A 19,690-nucleotide genomic window follows, 5' to 3' on the forward strand; every position below is an offset into this window, starting at 1 on the left:
TCGCCGGCATGAGGCTGGAACGCCGCACTTGGCGGACGCTGGAGCCGTTGCACGGCATGATCTACTTCTCCCCGGAGGCGGATGCCGCTTACAAACAGCTCGGACTGACCGGCCGGATGGGGTACTTCGCATCCAGGGCGGCCGCGTTCGGCCCGGTTCCCGCGGAGGCGGTGATCGCCACTTTCTACAACTTCAATCCACAGGTGGTCCATCAGGCGATACCGGCCGCCTGGCACCTCGCTTCCCCGGCCGACATCCTGGACGCCCGGCTGAACGCAGTCGACACGACCTTGCGCCAGGTGCTCGGCGACGTGGTCGATTCACCGGAGATGTCTCATGCCGCCGCGCTGGCCCGGGAGGCGGCCCAAGCCATCTCGGGCGAGCTGAGCGGGCGGCCTCTGTACGCCGCGCACGCCGCACTGCCCTGGCCCACCGCCCCGCACCTGGTTCTCTGGCACGCCGCGACCTTGCTGCGCGAGTTCCGCGGTGACGGCCATCTGGCCGCCCTGCTGGCCGCCGGGCTCAGCGGAATCGAAGCCCTCGTCACCCACGCCGCCACCGGCGCCGTCCCGGCCGAGACGCTCCGGGTCACCCGCGGCTGGACCGAGACCGACTGGGCGGCCGCTGAGCGCAGGCTGGAGGAACGCGGCTGGCTCCGCGACGGCTCCTTGACCGAGCAGGGCCGCAGGGAACGTGAGGGGATCGAAGAGGCGACCGACCGGATGAGCACGGCTCCCTACGCCGCGCTCGGCGACGATCGCTGTCAAGAACTGTGCGTCCTGGCGCGCCCTTGGAGCAAACAAGTGGCGGCCGAGCTGATGTCCTGGGCCGCGGCCCGCAACTCCCGGGATCCCCGAACGCCGCGAACGGACTGATCATCGTCCCACCCAACCGAGCGACGTCACTCCCGCGAGGCCGCCGTGACGCTCTCCGCCTGGCTGTCCGTGAAGCGCCCTTGATCCAGACCTAGCACACCAGCCCAGCAGCGTTACTGAAAGCGTCAGGCCATAGCGCTCCACCGCATGGTCGGCGTTCGACCAGGCCATCCATGACGGGTGCGTCGCGGGCGACGGCGACATCACGGTGGATACGCCGTTCACCTCGGTCAACGGCCGTACCGCCATCACCTCCCGGTTCGCCGTCGGCGAGCCGCTCCGCGAGCTCACCTGGACCGGCAGCGCGATAGGCTCGCGCGCCGCGCACCACCACCTCATCACCACCCGGCAGGAGAAACTGCACGCCGAGCTGACGCGCCGGCTCGGCTCGATCAAGACCGCCGCCGAGCAGCCGTGACTCTGGCAGGGTGTCTTTGATCCACAGGGTCAGAGACACCTCTCTCATGCGGCGTGTAGCGCGGACATCAAGATCCGCTACGACCTCTGGTCGTAAGCGTGATCGCCGCGACGGTCAGGTGAGCCTCGCTGTGCCAGGGTTTGTGCTCGTGATCAATCGCGTTGCGTCTGACCTGGCCGTTTGGTCACGATCTTCAGCGTGAGGCGGAGGAAGCGGCGGGCCTACCCCACCAGCATCCCGGCGTAGGCGCTGTCAGCCCAGACCAGGGTGAGCTGCGGGTGCAGCATCCGGAGCCGGGCCGGCAGTCCCCGGGCGGCGTCACGGTCGGAAGCTGCTCTCCCTGCCGGTGATACCGGACATGCGGGCAGGATTCCGGCTGTCGATGATGAGGGGTCGCGCTCGGTGCGGCGGGAGGTGGTTGTGGTGAGTTTGCACAGATGCCACGGCTTTACATTGTAGATTCGATCTGGCCCGGGGGACACATGCAGTGGCGGGGCTGACTCCGCGGTAACACCCCCGGCGCGCTATCGGGAGGCCTGAAGACATTCCCTCGAAACCGTCGGTTTGACCGCATACGCTCCCAGCAGTGGCCGACGCGCTGGTCCACTTCCGAGCCTCCCGCCCACACGCGGCGGACGGCGCTGCAGGTGGACGGCGCGGTCGGGGTGGACGTCCGGTTGACCCCGCGCGAGCGGAAGGAGGCGGAAGTGTGGTTCGGCGAGCCGCTGGCCGCCGTGCTCGGCACTCCCGTCTGATTGGCGTCCTCATCCCCCACCAACGGGCCTCCTGCATCGCCCACCCGGGCGCGGGAGGCCCTTCGCATGTGACTCGGGCGGGGTCGCATTCCTGTGGGCGTCCTTCTCCCGAAGCTGTCCCCAGCCGTCAGGTAGCGCTGATCGGACAGAACGCCTATTCTGTCCGGTTCCGGAATGACCGAGTCGCAGGTCAGCGCATCCGAGACGCTCTCCATGCGGATTCGGGCGCATCCCAGCGCTAACGTCCGGTGCCGAAAACTCGGTCTCTGCTGTCCGGCGCGGACCCCGCGCGACCTGTAACGATCGGTCTGCTTGACGGGTGGGGCCACGCTCGGGAGGAGGCCCCTTCCTCTAGTGGACAACGCGCACTGTAGGCGCTTCACACGGGCGGGCCCGCCTTGACGCGCCGCACCAGTCGTTCCATCGACCCCCGGTAGCTGTGGAGGTGCTCCAGCCACCACGTGGCGCCCGCATCGGCGTAGGCCCGGACCGACGAGCCTGGCTCGCTCACCCCGATGACCGCCACGTCGAGGTCGCCCGCGTTTGCCCGGTGCCGGCGCAGCTCGCTGACCTGGGCAGCCAGGGAGTCAGGTGAAAGCGTCATGCGGCCTTCCCGGTCGTCGCCGGTGACGATCCAGCCGTCCCATCGGGCGGCCCGCCGAAGGGCACCCGGAGCCGTGCCGCCGACCCACACCGGCACCCGGGGCCGCTGGAGGGGCAGCGGCGCGAGCCGCACCCCGTCGACGGCGTAATGAGCGCCCCGGTGGTGCACCTCCTCGCCGGACCAGAGCGAGGCCATCACGTCGAGCGCCTCGTCGAGCACGACCCCACCGGGTCGCGTTAAGCCGAAGGCGGTGAACTCCTGCCTCACGCCGCCCAGCCCGGCGCCCAGGATCGCGCGGCCGCCGCTCAGCCTGTCAAGCGTCGCCACCGTCTGGGCCAGCCTTTCCGGGCGGTGCCGGGCCACGGCCGTCACGGCCGTGCCCAGCCTGAGGTGCGAGGTCGCCTGCGCCGCCGCGGCCAGCGTCACCCACGGGTCGGCCGATGGCATGCCCCAGGCGAAGGCCAAGTGGTCCCACACCAGCACGGCGTCCCACCCGGCGGCCTCGGCCTCCCGGGCGAGGGTGACCAGGTGTGCCGGCTCCCCGAGGTCGCCGAGGATCGCGACGTCGATGCCGTAACGCATGCCCCCACTCAAGCATTCGGCACCGACAGTTCTGGGGGTGCCGCGATCATGCAGCGCGACGCCGACGAGTGGCCTGCGCCACAAGCCGTCACACTGCGCGCATCTCTCGCTCGACGCTCTCCCGCCACGATCCCGACGCCCTCCATGGTCCGCATGCCAGGCACTCAGAGGCTACGCGGGAATTCCCGGCGAATATGGCCAGGGCCTCGAAGTGATGCGCCCTGTTGAGCCCTGTCGCGCCACCCTGAATGGTTCAGCCTCATCCCGTGCTCGTTGCAATAGTGTGTGCCGCACAGTATCGTGTGGCATGTGCACGATGACGATGAGCTGCTTGCCACCCATCTCCAGGAGCTGCGGCGGGGCACCGTCGTCCTGGCCTGCCTGCTCATGCTCGACCGCCCCGACTACGGCTACGCCCTGCTCGACCGCCTCACCCGGGCGGGCCTCGCCGTCGACGCCAACACCCTCTACCCCCTTCTGCGCCGCCTGGAGAAACAGGGTCTGGTGACCAGCGACTGGAACACCGAGGAATCCCGGCCGCGCAAGTTCTACCGCACCAGCGACAGGGGCGCCGCGCTCGCCGCCGCGCTCAGTCGCGACTGGGACGAGCTCGACACCGTACTCCGCTCCCTGAAAGGCGCGTCATGACCACTACCGCCACCACCAACACGCTCACCGACCGCTATGTCGCGGCGGTCCTGCGCCATCTGCCCGGAGGCCGGCGAAGCGGGAGCCGGCGACCCGAGGACCAGCGATCCGAGGACCAGCGGTCCGACATCGACATCGAACGCGAGCTGCGGGCCTCCATCGCCGACGCCGTCGACGATCGCGTGGAGGCCGGCGCCGATCGGGCCGAGGCCGAGTTCGCGGTGCTCACCGAGCTCGGCGACCCGGCGCGGCTGGCGGCCGGTTACGCGGACCGTCCGCTCCAGCTCATCGGCCCCGCGTTCTTCCTCGACTACACACGGTTACTGACCGCCCTGCTCGTGACCATCGTGCCCGCCGTGGCCGTGGCGGTGGGGCTCGTGCAGGGACTGCGCGGGGCGGGCGCGCTCGACCTGATCGGCGACACCCTCGGTGCGGCGCTCACCACCGCCGCGCACCTGGTCTGCTGGACCACGCTGCTGTTCGCGGCCATCGAACGCGCCGCGGGACGCCGCACGCCCGCCAGGCGCTGGACGCCCGACGCGCTCCCCGAGCCGCCCACCCGCCGCGCCCGCTACGGCGAGCTGATCACCTACACCGTGGCGATGGTGCTGTTCACCACCCTCATCCTGCTCTCCCCGGTGATCAGCACCGAGACCGACGCGCACGGCGCCCCCATCGGCGTGTTCGCGCCGTGGCTGTGGCAGACCGGCTTCGTGTACGCGTTCATCGCCCTGGTGGCCCTGAACCTCGCCGTCGCCTACGCCAAGCACTACGCCCGGTGGAGCGTTCCGCTCGCCGTGGCCGGGACACTGGTCGAGATCGCGTGCCCGATCGCGCTGCTCTGGCTCGCCGCCGGTGACCGGGTGCTCAACCCCGGCTTCACCCAGGCCGCCGCCTGGCCGCAGAGCGCGACCACCTGGATCAACACGGCGCTCATCGTCGTGTCCGCCCTCACGATCGTCTTCGCCGTCATCGACGGCATCGCCCGAGCCACACGTCGCTGAACCCACACGAATCAGGAGACCGACATGAAAGCAATCGTCTATCAGGAGTACGGCTCGCCCGACGTCGTGCGTCAGGCCGACGTCGACCGTCCCGCCCCGGCCGCGGGTGAGGTGCTGGTCCGGGTGCGTGCCGCCGCGCTCAACCACGCCGACCTGCTCACCCTGCGCGGCACGCCGCTCCTGCTGCGCCTGGTGTTTGGGGTGCGGCGGCCGAAGGCCACCGTCCTGGGACGCGCCGTCGCGGGCACGGTGGCGGAGATCGGCCCGGACGTCAAGGACCTCCAGGTCGGCGACGAGGTCTTCGGCGAGGCGGCCCAGTGCGGCTTCGCCGAATACGTCGCGATCCCGGCGAAACGCCTGGCCAGGAAGCCGGAGCAGGTGACGTTCGAGCAGGCGGCCACCTTACCCGTGGCCGGGGTCACAGCCTTGCAGGCGCTGCGGCTCGGCGCCGCGCGCCCCGGCACGACGGTGCTGGTCAACGGCGCCTCCGGCGGGGTCGGCACGTTCACCGTGCAGCTCGCCAAGGCGCTCGGCGCCGAGGTCACCGGCGTGTGCAGCACCCGCAACGCCGAGATGGTTCGCTCGCTCGGCGCCGACCACGTGATCGACTACACCCGCGAGGATTTCACCCGGGATACCCGCCGCTTCGACGTCCTGATCGACATGGTCGGCAACCACCCGATCTCGGCGCTGCGCCGGCTCCTCGCCCCCAGCGGCATCTACATCGCCTCCAACAGCGCGGGCGGGCCGGTGCTCGGGCCCATTCCCCGGCTGCTGGCCACGGTCGCGCAGACGCCGTTCGTCCGGCAGCGGCTCCGCGTCCTGACCTCCCGGAGCAACGCCGAGGACCTGCGGACGCTCGCCGGCTTCGTCGCCGACGGCAAGGTGACACCGGTGATCGAACGTACGTATCCGCTCAGCGAGACCGCCGACGCCCTCCGGCTCCTGGAGCGGGAGCACGCCCGCGGCAAGATCGTCCTTCTGGCGTAGGACGAGGAGGCCGGGCGCCCAGGGCCCGGGGCCTGGACGAAAGTACGAGTCGCGGCCGGCCGAGGGGCGGGCGCAGGTCGAGCCGGCGGCCCGATGAGCCGTCCCCGCCTCTCGTCGCAGGGGCGATCCATGACCGAGCACTCGAATCCGACGCTCTCCCGCATGCCAGGTGCTCGGAGGCTTAGTGGTCGGCTCCGGAAGTCCTTCGGGGGTTGATCACGCTGCTGGGGTAACGGAGGATTCTTCCTGGCGATCGGTGGTGTGCCGGTCGAGCCTGGCCAGCAGATCGTCCAGGTCGGAGGTGGTGGACCTCCACTGAAACGGCTGTGCTGTGGCGTTGTAACGGTCTTCGAACGCGCGGAGCCGATCCCTGACCTCGCCGAGGTCGGTGAATTCGTTGGGCTGGACGACCTTGCGCTGCACGACCGGAATGCGGCGGCCAGGCGGTCAGCGGCCTTCTGCTCGCGGTGGGAGGAGCCGTTGTCCACGATCCAGAGCACGCGTTTGGCGCTGGCGTACGGCTCGGTGCGGCCGAACACCTTCGCACGGTGGACGTCGTAGGCGGCCAGATAGGCCAGAGCGCCGCCACGGCGCGCCCGCGAGCCGCGTGCAGGACGACCTGCGCGCGCAAGCGCAATCGATACTCGGTCTTGTGCCCGTAGGCCACCTTCTTCAGCCGCTTGCGCTCGGCGGCGGTCGGCGCTACCGGGCGGGCCAGGGCAACGGGCATGAGACGAGGGCCGATAGGGAGGTAGCCGGTAATCGGACGTTGTCCTGTCCGTGACTGCGCGCGGGTGGTCGGGCTTGCCGGGCCTGATCACGGCTGTTGGGTCAGCTCTCGGCGAGTCGTGCCTTCTTGACCTTGTTGCCGCAGGTGTTCATGGAACACCAACGGCGGTTGGCTCCGCGGCTGGTGTCAAGGAAGAGCCCCGCGCATCCGGGGCCTTCGCAGTTCTTGATGCGGTTGCGGTCGCGGCCCCCGAGGATGTGGATGGCATCCGTGGCCAGGACCCCGAGGGCGTCACCGACAGGCGTCGACTCGGTCAGGCGCCATCCTGCGAGACCGCGTTCGAGCGCGGCCTTCGCGTGCCCAGCGGCCGCGACCGTGTTGAGAGTGCGGACATCCTTCGAATCGGGCTGTTCACCTGCGGCGACCGCCGATCCGATGCGGTAGATCACCTCGCGCAGTTCGATGGCGTCCTTCAGATCGGTCAGCGACACGTCCGTGGCGTCAAGCCCTGTCGCCTGCAGCCACATCTTCAGTCGTGCGGGGTCAGTCAGCCGCTCTCGCGGCGCCATGCCGGCTCGATCGCTGACGGTGGCAGTGAATCGGAACGCCAGGACCTCGTTGTCCATTCGGAACACACGACGTACGTCCTCGGTCATTCCAACCTCCGCAGTGAGCGACAACACCTTCCGAACCGTCTCGGCCAGTTCGACATGATGGTACCCCTCATGACATCGTGGAACCGCCTTAGGCGGTTCATTGAGAGGGTTCTCCGCATGAGCGACATCGCGGTCATCGGTCTGGGAGCAATGGGGCGGCCCATCGCACGCAACCTCTTGAGAGCCGGGTACGACGTTGTGGTGTGGAACCGCTCCAACAGGCCCGCGGACGAGCTTGTCGCGGCGGGTGCCCGGCGAGCCGCGTCAGTCGCCGAGGCCATGCACGCGCCGGTGGTCTTCTCGGTCCTGGCCGATGACCGGGCCGTCGCCGAGGCGTTCATCGACTCCGGTGTTCTCGCTCAGGCCCCGGGCGGGACTGTTCACGTCAACCTCGCGACGGTGAGCGCCGGCCTGGCTCGCCGGGCCGGCGCAGCGCACGTTGAGCATGGTGTCGGGTATGTCGCGGCACCGGTCTTCGGCCGTGTTCCGGTCGCCGAAGCCGGAGCACTCAACATCCTCGCGGCGGGCGAGCAGGGGCTGATCGACCGCGTGCAGCCGCTCTTCGACGTGATCGGCTCGCGGACCTGGCGACTCGGCGATCGTCCGGAGCAGGCCAACATCGTGAAGATCCTCGGGAACTACCTGATCGCCTGCGCGATCCAGTCGCTGGGCGAGGCTGTCAGCCTCGCGGAAGGCGCCGGTGTCGACTCGGGGCAGTTCGTCGAACTGTTGACCTCAACACTCTTCCCGGGAGCCGTCTACACCGGCTACGGGTCGATGATTGCCGAACGGCGCTACCAGCCGCCCGGATTCACTACAGTTCTGGGCCGCAAGGACCTCCACCTCGCGCTCGATGCAGCGAACGACCACGACATTCCGCTCCCGATCGGTGCACTCCTGCGGACTGTCTTCGATCAGGCCATCGCCGACGGTTGCGGGGCGGACGACTGGGCGGTCATCGCGGAACAGCAGCCGCGGTGACCGCCGTGGGCCAATGACAGTGGCCGTGTCCTGGTGATCGCGCTACGAGGCAGCTCTTCGCGTTCGCCTGGTGCCGTTGACGCTGCTCGCGGGTGGGCTCATCGCCGCCCCTGAGAGCTGACGAGGCGACATGCCCCACTGGATGCGAAGTCAACCGCCGAAGGACTTCGGGAGCTGACCACTTAGCGGGAATTCCCGCCGAATATGACCAGGGCCCCGGTGGATCCGGCCGCGCTGGCCGCCGCGCTGGATGAGGACACGGAAAGCTGGCTCGTCCCGCACCCAGCAGGTGCGCCGAGGTGAGCCGGTGCATGAGCCGGGCCGCGCCCAGTCCGTCGAGGTCCGCCAGCGCCGCCGTGCGCAAGCTCCCTGCGAGTGGTGAGCCGTCCGGCGTTGAGCGCCAGGACTCCCAGCATCAGGCGGCGGGCGGGCGGCCGGGCGTCGACCTCGCGATCATCGGGCCACACCCGGAGGCGGCCGAGCACGTGGACGACCAGCACCGCCACGGGTGTTCAGCGAACGTCCAGAGCCTGTCCAGAGGCCGGAGTTCTCCTTCGTCCAACAGATCCTTTTTACGCAGGGAGAATCCCGTGGTCAGATGGAAAGCGGGGATCGCAAGTGGCGCGCTGATCCTTTTATCCGTGTTCGTCCCCACTTCGTTCGCCCCCACCGCCTCGGCGACGACGGCGGCGGAGCCGGACCAGCCGCCCACCCCGAAGCCCACCCTCACGAAGGAGTGCGGCACCGACCTCACGCAGGAGGCGGCGGCGCTCGCCGGGGACGGCAAGACCGGCAACGCCACCTGCATCCGCAAGCAGACGAGAAAGCCCGGCGACGCCAGCACCTCGAAGTCCTCCAAGGGGGCCGATGCCCAGCTCGCCGCCGACATCTGCGGCGGCCAGGCAACCATCAGCCGGTCGGCCAACTGCGTCATCGAGGACGGCATCCTGCTGATCTTCACGGTGCCCAACGGGGTCGTCATCGGCTCGATCCAGTACACCGTCTCCAGCCTGACGACCCTCGACTACGCCTCGCTGAGGTGGACCCAGTCGTGGCACTACCAGGCCAACACCGTCGCAGGACCGGCGATCCCGCCGGTGCTCGACACGTTGGTCTACGCCGAGCCGCAGTGCCTGGCCAACTGCACCGTGTCCAGCAGCGGACTCGTCGGCGGATCGGCGCTGCCCGGCCGCACCCACTCGGCCACCACGTACTTCCAGACCCCGCTGAGCGGCTCCTCGTGGCAGGCGCACGGCGGCATCAGGTACTGGTTCTACAACGCGGCCTGGGTGAACACGTCGTCGAACGCCTCGATCACCACGCCGGCCGTGCACCGCTGCGACAACGTGCTGACCGGATACCCCTCGGGCTGCGTCTACAACTCGGTCCTCCCGGTGCACGATGTGCTGAGCTACCGCTATCCGACGTACGCACGCCACCTGAGCCTCGCCATCAACCACTACAAGATGAAGAGCATCCTGACGAGGACCCAGGACGAGAACCTCATGAACAGGAACTACGAACGATCCTGCCGGGAGAACGTTCCCAACCCCATGCCTGCGGGCTCGTGTGACGAGTACCCGTTCAAGTCCACCCGCGAGGGCGCCTACTCCCAGCCCTACGGCCGCACCATCTTCATACTCAACATCAACGGGAACTCGTTCTCCTGCGGTGCCACCTGGCTGCCCGTCCGCGCTCCCAACGACTCCGGCGGCTACAGCATCTGCATGATCCCCCTGTCGGAGAACCTCCTCGGCGGATCCGACCTGGGCGCCTTCTACTACAAGTCCCGCGTCATCGATGGGGACCAGTTCCAGGTCCGCGTCATCTGATACTCCAGGGACACTTGCCGACCTTGCAGCGTTCGGGTCACATGGCGACGGCCACCGCGTGATCATTCGGAGTTTGTGAAGACAACCGACGATCGTGCGGTGGCCGCGAGCCACAGCGGAGACCCTGACGGCTGGATGGTCATCTTCAACGAGCTGACGACCCGGATCATCCGCGATCTGCATCGGTCGGCGGGAATGCGCGGAAAATACCCCGATGGTTCTCGGGGCGGTTATGGGCGGCACTTATAGCCCGCCGTTGATCGAGAAATAGCGAAATAATGTCATTAATCTTGTCAAGGTCCCGTCGTGCGCAGAAAGTGAGGGGTGACCAGGAGGAACCACGACCGATGGAGGAACGGTGGACCGACCCGTGAACGGGCTCCGGCGCGTCCGGCCGACGATCCGGCGCGCGTTATCCGTGGCTCTGGGAATTCTCACCGTGGCATTTGTCGCCGCGCCGCCGGCCGCTGCGCTGACGCTGCCCACGCCGAAGGATTTCGTGTCGTACCTCGACCTCGAATGCTTCAAGACCGACCCGTACCAGCCGCCGGCCGTCGGGCTGGCGCTGCGGCACCTCAACCCGGTGCTCGAGGGCCTGCCGGTCGAGCAGGTCAGCCTCGGCGCGCGTGAGCAGTTGTGCGTGCCGGTCGCCAAGAACAACGTGTTCCCGCCGCCCGGGGTGCTGGACTTCGTCAGGTTCGTCGACCTGGCCTGCTACCGGGTCGTCACCCCGGCGCCCGGCAAGGGGCTGGTGCTCAGCCACCTCAACCCCGTGCTGCAGGACCTGCCCCGTACGGAGGTCGTGCTGGGCAGGGCGGAGCAGCTGTGCGTGCCGGTGGCGAAGAACGGCGTCGTGCCGCCCGCGGAGGTGCTGCGGCTGGTGCAGCACATCGACCTGCTGTGCTACGGAATCACCCCGAACCAGCCGATGAACCGGGCGCTCAACCTCACCCAGCTGAACCCGGTGCTGACCGGCCAGATTCCCCCGGCGACGGCGCGGGTGACCTACGCCCGTCAGCTGTGCGTGCCGATGCAGAAGGGCGGAGACGTCATTCCGCCGGAGGTGCTGCAGGTGGTGCGCTGGGTGGATCTGGAGAAGTTCGACATCGCCGCTCCGGCGATCGCGCCGGTGACGCTGAGCCTGCGGCATCTGAACCCGGTGCTGGGGTCGTTGCCGCCGGAGCGGGCGACGCTCGCCGGCGCCGCGCAGCTGGGTGTGCCGGTGGCGAAGAACGGCCAGTTCCCGCCGGGGTGAGCGTGCCGCCGGTGGCGTAGGTCCCGGCCGGGCCTCCAGGCGGGGTCCGGCCGGGCATGCGGGGCCGGTCGGCCGACGATCGGAGTCCTCGGATCGGACTGCGAAGATCAGCCGAGCGTGAACGTCCTGGCACGGGTACGGCGCCGGCTGGGAGGGTGGCCTCATGATGGAGGACTTGCGGGACGCCGAGCGCCGGCTCCAGGCCGCGCAGCTCGCTGGAGATGTCGAGGCGCTGGATCGGCTGCTGGATGATCGGCTGATCTTCACCTTCGGTGCGAACGTTGCGACCAAGGCGGACGACCTGGAGCTGCACCGCACTCGGACGCAGGTGATGACGAAGGTGGCCGAGGAGGAGTTGACCGTGCTCACCGATGGGCGCACCGGGGTGACGTGGTTTCTCGGCACCGTCGAAGGGACCGTCTCCGGTGAGCCGTTCGCGGCCAGGATGCGCTACACCCGTACTTGGCTGTACGACGAGACGCACGGCTGGCGAATCATCGCCGTGCACGCCGGCACGGCCGACTGACATAGCCGACGTTGTCCGACGACCGGCCGGCCGGATGGTCGGGCGAGGCCCGGAGTAGCGCTGGGTGAGGTTTCAGATCCCGCGCCACACCGCGGTCATGGTGGTCTCCGATACGGGGCCCGAGGTGATCCCCCTGCGTTTCAGCGGCTGAAAGCGGGACGCCGCTCCCTCCAGGACGCGAACCTATCGCCTCGGCGGATCATTCGGCATCTGCCCACGGTCGGACATGCGCATCCGTCCGGGGTCGTACCACCTGCTCGTGCCCGCCCACCAAGATGCGACCCGAGCCAGACGCGTGCCCACCGCACCGCCCCTCACCATTGCGGTGTGCCCCGACATACCGGTCCGGGCGCACCGACACGGACAGGACGGGCGGCAATCCATGAAGCTTGAGCTGGGCGGGCGCATCACACGATGGCGACAGGCCGGCGCGGACCGACGGGCCGCCAACGCCGCCGCCAACCTGGACCGCCAGCCCCCGTTCCCCGGCCGATGGGTGAGCGCCATCTCGCTGATCGGCGGCCCCAGCCTGATCATGGCCGGGACCCTCCTGCGCTCCCCGTTCTACTACTTCGTCCCTTACCAGCTCACCGCCTACACCCAGCATCCCGCCCTCATCACCGCCGCCTACGCCTGCTTCGCCAGCGGGTTCGTGCTGCTGTGGCCGGCGGTCATGACGCTGGCGCAGCGGATCGCCGCCACCAGCCCGCTGTGGGGACTCTGGGGCGGCTGCCTGGTGATCGTCGGCCTGTTCACCCGTACCTTCCAGTTCGGCACCGATCACCTGGCCTTCCACCTGACCGACGCGCTCGGCCTGCAGACCATGCTCACCGGCATCGACGGCTACTACGTGGCCTGGCGGGACACGGTGTGGCACCCGTTCAGGTCCATGTCCGGGCCGGCCTTCTTCGGCTGGGTCGTGCTGGCCGTCGGCGCCTACCGCTCCGGCGCCCTGGGGCTGGGCCGCTCGATCGCACTCGGCCTGATGTCGGCGCTCGCGCTCGGGACGCTCAAAGGCACCGAACCGCAGTCGTTCGTCGCCGTGGGCGGCCTTTGCCTCGCCTTCATCCCCCTGGGCATCTCGCTGCTGCGCGGCGGCCCCGCGCCGACCACGCGCGCCTGGATCTGGGTCGCCGTCCTCATCGGCGTGCACGTCCTCATGACGGGCTTCGGCCCGAGAGGATGACATCCGGACCGGTCACCGGTGGCCGGCCGGATTGACGATGAGCCCGCCCTCGTAGGCGGCGATGACGAGCTGAGCCCGGTCCCGGGCCTGCAGTTTGGCCAGGAGGCGGCCGATGTGGGTCTTGACCGTGCCGACGGTGAGGTGCAGGTGCTCGGCGATCTCGGCGTTGGACATCCCCTTGCCGATGAGGGTGAGCACCTCGCGTTCGCGCGGGGTGACGTCCTCGAGGCCCCGTACGCCCTGGGTGGCTTGAGGGCCGCGCAGGAACTCGGTGATGAGCCGGCGGGTGACGGTGGGCGCGAGGAGCGCCTCGCCGGAGGCGACGACCCGGATGGCGGCCAGCAGCTCGGTCGCCGTGGCACTCTTCAGCAGGAAGCCGCTCGCGCCCGCCCGCAGCGACGCGTACACGTATTCGTCCAGGTCGAACGTGGTGAGGATCAGTACGCGCACCCCGGCGCAGGCGGGGTCGGCGTGGATGCGCCGGGTCGCTTCGATGCCGTCCATGTCCGGCATCCGCACGTCCATCAGGACGACGTCGGGCCGGTGCCGGCGGGCCAGGAGCACGGCCTCGGCGCCGGTGCCGGCCTCGCCCACGGCGGCCAGCCCCGGTGTGGCGTCGATGAGGACCTTGAGGCTGTCGCGGATCAGGACCTGGTCCTCGACGAGCAGGACCCGGACGGGTGGGGACGAGTCGTGCGGTGCGGCGCCGATGCTCGTGTCGTCGATGCTCATGCCGCGGTGCCGTCCTGATCGTAGGGCAGTCGAGCCGACACGTGAAAACCTCCTGCCGGACGGGGCCCCGCCTTGAACGTGCCTCCGTACATCTTGGTCCGTTCGCGCATGCCGACCAGGCCGTGTCCGCCGTGGCCCGCGCGCGGCGGCCGGCCGTGGCGGGGGCCGTCGTCGACGACCTCGATCACCGCCTCCCGCCTGTCGACGTCCACCGTGACCGCGCAGCGAGTCGGCCCCGCGTGGGTGACGACGTTGGTGAGGGCCTGCTGCACGATCCGGTAGACCGACATCGCGACCGCGGCAGGCAAGGCGGCCTCCTCACGGACGGTCAGCTCCACCTCGACCCTGGCCGCGCGGGCGTGGGCGGCCAGCTCGGGCAGGTCGGCCATGCCGGGCGTGGGCACAGGCTCCTGCCGGGGATCGCCGTCGGAGCGCAGCAGGTCGAGCACCCGGTGGATCTCGGCGAGCGTGCTGCGGCTGGTCTGCTCGATGACGGCCAGCGCGGCGCGCACCTCCTGCGGGCGGGCGTCGGCGACGTGGTTGGCGACGGTGGCCTTGACGGCGATCAGGCTCATGCTGTGGCCGATGACGTCGTGCAGTTCCCGGGCGATGCGCCTGCGCTCGTCGGTCACCGCGGCGTCGGCGAGGTGGCGGACGAGCCGGGCGGTCGTGTCCCGCTTCCAGCGCACGGCCGTTCCGAGGGCCCACGCAACGGTCAGGAGCACACCGGTCGTACCGATCTCGATCGGCCAGGCCATCGGCAGCTCACTGGGCGCCGCCGCGAGCGCGAGACCGGGGAACACCTGGGCGTAGAAGATCAGGATCGCGGTCACCGCGGCGGCCAGGCAGACCGCCAGGCCCGCCACCGACCAGGCGATCGAGGCGGTGGTGGCCACCAGGTACAGCACGAGCACGGTCGGCACGAAGGTCAGCCAGATCGCGCCCGCCGCGACGGCGCCGGCCACGGTCACCGCCGCGCCCGCGGCGCACGCGACGGCGAGCACGACCCGCGGCCGGCGCCGCCGGACCGCGATGGGAAAGCTCAGGACCGCGGCCACCAGCCAGGCCGACCACGCGGGCCAGGGTGACGACGGCCCCGGCGGATCGACGATGGCGTATCTGATGAGCAGCGCCACGGCGACCGCCACCGCCGCGTCGGTGACGCCCCTTCGACCGCGCCGCCATCCAGCCCATTTCATGAGGGGAAGGTATCGCCTCACCGGATCACGCGGCATCCGCCCACGGTCGGACATCCGCGCCCGCCCGCGCATCCGTCCTGGGTCGTACCACCGGCTCGCACGCCCGGCAGCGGGCGACCTCTGTGTCGCTCACCCGCCCTCGCTTCGACGGGCGTCCGCGCTCGTCCGGTACGGCAAGCAGGGCTACATCAAGGACACCGGCCCCCGCGCGGCCCGCCTCATCCGGCGCCTCCGCGCCGCCAACCACGTGGACCTGCCGGTCACCCCCGACAACCTCGCCGGCACCCTGCGACGCGAAGCCGAACGGATTTTGCGGCTGCATGGCTGAGGCTCACCGCCGCCCTGCGCGCACAGCGCCCTTGAATGGTTCTGCGCATGCGTATACGCCGTCGGCGCGGCTCACTAACATTTGGCCATGTCTGTCGATCTTGGTATCTGCGTCGCCGTGTTCGTGGGCGTTTTCTTCATGGCCGTGGCGGCGGGCATTTCTGGCACATCAATCTCCGCCTCGCACGGTCGCCGCGAGCTCACGAACCGAAGAATCGTCGTCCTGGGACTGTTCACCTCGTTCTCCGGAGTCTGCTTGATGGCGCTCGGCGCGTGGCTGGCGCAGGAGAATTCGCGGTACGGCGTCTGGGAGATCCTCGGCATTCTGCTGCTCACCCTCGCCGGCGCGGGTCTGCTTGCCGCCGGTCTCGCCCCGCTGCCTCCGTGGCTGGTGGAGATCATCGGCCCGTACGCGGAACGGCTGCCGCCGCCCGTTCGCCTGGCGGTCCGCGATCTGGGCCGCCGCCGGGCCGGCGCGGCGCTCGCGGTCCCGCTGGCGATGACGGCGACGGCCTTCGGCCTCGCGCTGACGGTCGTCGCCGTCGGGCTGACGGCGCAGAGCAAGGCCGAATACCGTCCCTCGGCACGACCGGGCACTTTATCGGTCCGGGCAGGTTCGGCCGCGGAAGCGGCCACCGTGCGAGCGACGATCGCGCGGGAACTGCCCGGCGTGCCGATCGCCCAGCGGGAGACCGTCGTGGACTCATCCCGGCTTTTCGGTGTCGAGGCGGCCAATGTCGAGGCGTCGGAAAAGGCATTCTACGGCGAGACCATCGGTGACGAGAATCTGCTGCGCTACCTCACGGGCGACCGGTCGACGCCGTACGACGAGGGCACCGCCGTGGTGGTCACATCGGCCGACGTGAAAGTCGACTCGGTGACCCTCACCTACGAGATCGACAAGGACGACGAGAACACCAAGAACATCCCAGCAATTGTCGCCAAAACCTCCGACCCTCACATGGAGACGATTTTCCTCCCCTCGACAATCGTCCGGGAGCTCGGCTATCAGCTCCAGCCGAGCGAGCTGATCGTCGACCCCACCCTCTACCGGGTCACGGCCGAGGATCAGCGGCGCCTCGACGACCGGCTGGACGACGCGGTCGCGGAGATCTACGTCGAACGGGGCTTCGAGGCTCCCCTCGGGTGGCTGCCCGTCGCCACGGCGGCATTCCTCATCGCCGTCTTCTGCGCCTTGACGTCCGGTTTCGGCCCGGACGCGAACGCGCGCCAGGCCCGCGTCATGAGACGGGCCGGCGACAACTTCCGGTGGTTCTGCGCCTCCCGCGCCGGCCTGAGCGCTCTGTGCGCGACAGTCCTCGGCGCGGTCGTCGGATGTCCTGCCGGGATGTTCCTGCTGTGGCCTCTGACGATCAGTGGCTCGTGGGAAGAGCCGGTACGGCCGCCGTTCGAGACCCCCTGGCCGGCGATCACGGCGGTCGTGGTCGGTCTGCCTCTGCTCACTGCGGCTGTCGCCGCGATCTTCGCCCGCGAGCATCCGCACGTACTCGGGCCCCGGCCCCTCGCGCCGGCCGGGCGCTGATCGCGCCGCCCGGGTCCGCCGCCTGGAGGATCCGGGCGAGCAGACGGTCAAGGTGTCGGTGACCCGCTGCCTGTCCTCGTCCGGCAGGTCCGCGGCCAGGGCCTCCAGCCTGCTGACGATCTTCCCGTGCACCCGTACGGCGAGGTCCTCGCCCTCGGGCGTCAACTCGCCCCGGCACGCGCGCCGGCCGGCCGGCAGACGCAGGGCTGTCGTGGCGTCACGGGAGATCGCCCGGCTTGAGCAGCCCGGCTCGCCCAAGGGCGACGAGATCCGGGTGGCCTCCAACAAGCCCATCGTCGGCGGCGGCCTCTTCCTCAACGGCGTCTCGAACGTCATCATCCGCAACCTGACGATCCGCGACACCCGCCCAAGGGACAAGCCCAGCGGTGCTGCAATCCGCGGCGTGGTCGGCTCGGGCCTGAAGGGCTAGGTCCGAGGTGTCACCTCGATGGTGACGGTGGCCGGCGGCAGCCCGTCGGCCCGTACGGTGACCGTGACCCGCCCGTCCACCCCCGTGGGCCGCAGCACCGCCAGCGCGTGGCCCTCGTACGTCGTGCAGGAGTTCGCCTGGAACGGCTCCTCCGTGGACGGCCGCGCCGTGCCCAGCGCCTGCAGGGCCGCCGGGCCGTCGAGGGTGACGGTCACCGTGCGGTCGCTGACGGGGTTGACCGTGCCGTGCTCGTCGACGAGCCGGATGTCGAGGTGGGCCAGGTCCTGCGCGTCCGTGCTGAGGCCCGGACGGTCGGGGGTGACGAGCAGCCGCGCGGGCGCGCCCGCGGTGACCAGGCGGCAGCGGCCGGTCTCGGTCCCGTCCTGGTAGGCGACGGCCTCCAGCGTGCCCGGCTCGTACGGCACCTCGGCCGCCGCCAGGAACGCCTTGTCCACGCCGACCGGCGCCTTCGCCACCGTGACGCCGTCGAGCAGCAGCTCGATCTCGTCGGCGTCCGCGTACACCTCGACGGTGACGGGCGTGCCGGCCGGGACGTCCCAGGTCCAGCTCGCGACGGAGTCGCTCCAGGCCCAGCCCTTGGGCCGGAAGGGGTGCTCGCGGTGCTCGGGGCGCTGCACGGCCAGGTAGGGGTCGCGCCGCAGACCGTAGACCGTCTCGCGGTAGTAGGAGACCGGGCGGCGGCGGCCGGTGATGTCCAGGTCGCCGGTGGAGGCGGTGAGCCACGGGTACGGAGCGCCGAAAGCGACCGGATCGTCCGGGTACGTCGGCCGGCCGATCCCGCTCTCGCCCAGATAGTCCCAGCCCGTCCAGGTGAAGTCGCCGATGACGTGGCCGTGCTCGGTGACGAGCTTCCAGTACTGGTCGATCTGCGTGGGGAAGGTCTCCGTGCCGACCATGACCCGGTTGGGGTGGGTCTCGTGGTCGGCGAGGTAGCGGGAGTCGCCGTAGTTGAGCCCGACGACATCCAGTACGGCGGCCGACTCGGCGATGCGCTCGCCGACCTCCGGCAGCGCCGCGAGCGCGCCCATGCCGTCCAGCAGATCGTTGAACCCACCGTTTTCGGCGGGCGCCGCCTGGGCCATGAGCGCCGGGATCAGGTCCATGATCGCGAGCATGCCGTTGAGCGCGTTGGTGACCAGGCGGGTCGGGTCCTGGGCGCGGATGCGCTCGGCGAGCAGGCGTCCCCAGCGGGCGCCGTACGGGGTGCCGATCTCCAGGATCTCGTTGCCGATGGAGTAGAAGATCACGCTCGGGTGGTTGAAGTCCTTGGCGACCAGGGCGTCCACGTCCCGCTCCCACCACTGCGGGAAGCGGCGCGCGTAGTCGTCGTCGGTCTTCGACACCGTCCACATGTCGAACGTCTCGTCCATGACCAGCATGCCGAGCCGGTCGCAGGCCGCCAGCATGGCCGTGCTGAGCGGGTTGTGCGCGGAGCGGATGGCGTTGAACCCGGCGTCCTTGAGCAGCTGGACGCGCCGCTCCTCGGCGCGGGCGATGGCGGCCGCGCCGAGCGGGCCGTTGTCGTGGTGCACGCACGCGCCGCGCAGCTTGACGGTCTCGCCGTTGATCCGCAGGCCGTGGACGGGGTCCACCGTCACGCTGCGGACGCCGAACGTCGTGCTCGCCTCGTCCACCTGCCCGCCCGCGTCCGTCAGCCGGACGGTCGCCGTGTACAGGTTGGGCGCGTCCACGCTCCACAGCGCGGGCCGGCGGAGGTAGGCACGCTGCCGCACCGTCGCCCGTTCCCCGGCCAGCACGGTCAACGGGACGCGGTCTTCGGCCACGACCGCGCCGCCGCCGTCGCGCACCTGCAGCAGGACGTCGACGGTACGGGTGCCAGTGCCCTCGTTGATCACTTCGGTGGCGACCGCGGCGACGGCCAGGTCGTCGTCGATCTGCGGGGTGGTCACACGCAGCCCGGCCGGGGTGACGTGCAGCAGGCCACCGATCAGCAGGTGCACCGGGCGGTGGATGCCGCCGCCGCTGTACCAGCGCGAGTCCTTGTGCGCCTGCGCCTCGACGCGGATGGTGTTGGTCGCGCCGTAGCGCAGGTACGGATCGGCCGCGACGTGGAACGTGGCATAGCCGTTGGCCCACTGACCTGCGAAGACGTCGTTGACGTAGACCATCGCGTCCCGGTACACGCCTTCGAACTCGAACGTCACCCGCTTGCTCGCCCACTCGGCCGGCACCTCGAAGTCCTTGTCGTAGCGCCAGGCTCCGGGCCGGTGGTAGCCGGTGTGCGAGCCGTCCGAGCCCTCGGCGGAGCGGCCGGCGGCGAGCATGGCGTCGTGCGGCAGCGTGACCTCCGTCGTCGCGGCGGCCGGCATGAACTGCTCGAAGAGGGACGTCCGGCCGCTGACGCGCCAGCCGTCGTTGAAGGGTTCGCGGATCAC

Annotated in this window: 19 protein-coding genes; 13 read left to right on the forward strand and 6 right to left on the reverse strand. The window is 70.0% G+C overall.

The annotated features are described in order from the left end of the window. Positions 1–8: 8 nt before the first annotated feature. Positions 9–875 (forward strand): SCO6745 family protein, encoded by an 867-nt coding sequence (locus ABD292_RS13990; protein WP_344207603.1) that lies wholly within the window; start codon positions 9–11, stop codon positions 873–875. Between the two features lie 208 nt (positions 876–1,083). Further along, positions 1,084–1,293, forward strand: coding sequence for a hypothetical protein (locus ABD292_RS13995; RefSeq protein ID WP_344207604.1), 210 nt, complete (start codon positions 1,084–1,086; stop codon positions 1,291–1,293). 1,134 nt (positions 1,294–2,427) lie between these two features. On the opposite strand, the gene ABD292_RS14000 is transcribed toward ABD292_RS13995, so the two are convergent. Next, on the reverse strand, positions 2,428–3,234 hold the full coding sequence (locus ABD292_RS14000; RefSeq protein ID WP_344207605.1) for an LLM class flavin-dependent oxidoreductase: 807 nt from the start codon (positions 3,232–3,234) through the stop codon (positions 2,428–2,430). 309 nt (positions 3,235–3,543) lie between these two features. On the opposite strand from ABD292_RS14000, the gene ABD292_RS14005 reads away from it, so the two are divergent. Genes ABD292_RS14005 through ABD292_RS14015 form a run of 3 tightly spaced genes read left to right on the forward strand, consistent with a single transcriptional unit; the run spans position 3,544 to position 5,876 of the window. Next, positions 3,544–3,882 carry a PadR family transcriptional regulator gene (locus ABD292_RS14005; RefSeq protein ID WP_218156036.1) on the forward strand — a complete coding sequence of 113 codons (339 nt, stop codon included), beginning with the start codon at positions 3,544–3,546 and terminating at the stop codon, positions 3,880–3,882. Further along, on the forward strand, positions 3,879–4,886 hold the full coding sequence (locus ABD292_RS14010) for a permease prefix domain 1-containing protein (RefSeq protein ID WP_344207606.1): 1,008 nt from the start codon (positions 3,879–3,881) through the stop codon (positions 4,884–4,886). The genes ABD292_RS14005 and ABD292_RS14010 overlap by 4 nt, the downstream gene beginning before the upstream one ends. A 24-nt stretch (positions 4,887–4,910) precedes the next feature. Continuing rightward, the gene (locus tag ABD292_RS14015; protein ID WP_344207608.1) at positions 4,911–5,876 is read left to right on the forward strand and encodes an NAD(P)-dependent alcohol dehydrogenase; all 966 of its coding nucleotides are present in this window, start codon (positions 4,911–4,913) and stop codon (positions 5,874–5,876) included. 216 nt (positions 5,877–6,092) lie between these two features. Here ABD292_RS14015 and ABD292_RS14020 read toward each other — a convergent pair whose 3' ends face one another. Then, the gene (locus ABD292_RS14020; RefSeq protein ID WP_344207609.1) at positions 6,093–6,299 is read right to left on the reverse strand and encodes a hypothetical protein; all 207 of its coding nucleotides are present in this window, start codon (positions 6,297–6,299) and stop codon (positions 6,093–6,095) included. Between the two features lie 408 nt (positions 6,300–6,707). Beyond that, positions 6,708–7,262 carry a CGNR zinc finger domain-containing protein gene (locus ABD292_RS14025; RefSeq protein ID WP_344207610.1) on the reverse strand — a complete coding sequence of 185 codons (555 nt, stop codon included), beginning with the start codon at positions 7,260–7,262 and terminating at the stop codon, positions 6,708–6,710. 69 nt (positions 7,263–7,331) lie between these two features. On the opposite strand from ABD292_RS14025, the gene ABD292_RS14030 reads away from it, so the two are divergent. The 5 genes from ABD292_RS14030 (at position 7,332) to ABD292_RS14050 (ending at position 13,042) form a co-directional block, all read left to right on the forward strand. Then, entirely contained in the window at positions 7,332–8,243 is a 912-nt protein-coding gene (locus ABD292_RS14030) for an NAD(P)-dependent oxidoreductase (protein ID WP_344207611.1), read from the forward strand. Positions 8,244–8,884: 641 nt separating this feature from the next. Then, positions 8,885–10,075, forward strand: coding sequence for a NucA/NucB deoxyribonuclease domain-containing protein (locus tag ABD292_RS14035; RefSeq protein ID WP_344207613.1), 1,191 nt, complete (start codon positions 8,885–8,887; stop codon positions 10,073–10,075). 439 nt (positions 10,076–10,514) lie between these two features. After that, entirely contained in the window at positions 10,515–11,330 is an 816-nt protein-coding gene (locus ABD292_RS14040; protein ID WP_344207614.1) for a hypothetical protein, read from the forward strand. 163 nt (positions 11,331–11,493) lie between these two features. Continuing rightward, positions 11,494–11,856, forward strand: a complete 363-nt coding sequence (locus tag ABD292_RS14045) for a nuclear transport factor 2 family protein (protein ID WP_344207615.1) — start codon at positions 11,494–11,496, stop codon at positions 11,854–11,856. Positions 11,857–12,238: 382 nt separating this feature from the next. After that, positions 12,239–13,042, forward strand: a complete 804-nt coding sequence (locus tag ABD292_RS14050) for a hypothetical protein (RefSeq protein WP_344207616.1) — start codon at positions 12,239–12,241, stop codon at positions 13,040–13,042. A gap of 12 nt (positions 13,043–13,054) precedes the next feature. Here ABD292_RS14050 and ABD292_RS14055 read toward each other — a convergent pair whose 3' ends face one another. Continuing rightward, positions 13,055–13,774 carry a response regulator gene (locus ABD292_RS14055; protein ID WP_344207617.1) on the reverse strand — a complete coding sequence of 240 codons (720 nt, stop codon included), beginning with the start codon at positions 13,772–13,774 and terminating at the stop codon, positions 13,055–13,057. Further along, the gene (locus ABD292_RS14060; RefSeq protein WP_344207618.1) at positions 13,771–14,973 is read right to left on the reverse strand and encodes a sensor histidine kinase; all 1,203 of its coding nucleotides are present in this window, start codon (positions 14,971–14,973) and stop codon (positions 13,771–13,773) included. The genes ABD292_RS14055 and ABD292_RS14060 overlap by 4 nt, the downstream gene beginning before the upstream one ends. Here ABD292_RS14060 and ABD292_RS14065 point away from each other — a divergent pair. From ABD292_RS14065 to ABD292_RS14075, 3 genes are all read left to right on the forward strand, one after another. Continuing rightward, positions 14,972–15,301 (forward strand): hypothetical protein, encoded by a 330-nt coding sequence (locus tag ABD292_RS14065; RefSeq protein ID WP_344207619.1) that lies wholly within the window; start codon positions 14,972–14,974, stop codon positions 15,299–15,301. The two genes, ABD292_RS14060 and ABD292_RS14065, sit on opposite strands and share 2 nt — an antisense overlap. An 87-nt stretch (positions 15,302–15,388) precedes the next feature. Next, on the forward strand, positions 15,389–16,843 hold the full coding sequence (locus ABD292_RS14070) for an FtsX-like permease family protein (protein WP_344207620.1): 1,455 nt from the start codon (positions 15,389–15,391) through the stop codon (positions 16,841–16,843). Between the two features lie 58 nt (positions 16,844–16,901). Beyond that, on the forward strand, positions 16,902–17,273 hold the full coding sequence (locus tag ABD292_RS14075; RefSeq protein ID WP_344207621.1) for a polysaccharide lyase domain-containing protein: 372 nt from the start codon (positions 16,902–16,904) through the stop codon (positions 17,271–17,273). Here the strand turns inward: ABD292_RS14075 and ABD292_RS14080 are convergent. Continuing rightward, a complete protein-coding gene (locus ABD292_RS14080) occupies positions 17,270–19,690 on the reverse strand; it encodes a glycoside hydrolase family 2 TIM barrel-domain containing protein (RefSeq protein ID WP_344207622.1) in 2,421 nt (806 codons plus the stop codon). The genes ABD292_RS14075 and ABD292_RS14080 overlap by 4 nt on opposite strands.

This window comes from Nonomuraea bangladeshensis (assembly GCF_039529455.1).
GTDB lineage: Bacteria > Actinomycetota > Actinomycetes > Streptosporangiales > Streptosporangiaceae > Nonomuraea > Nonomuraea bangladeshensis.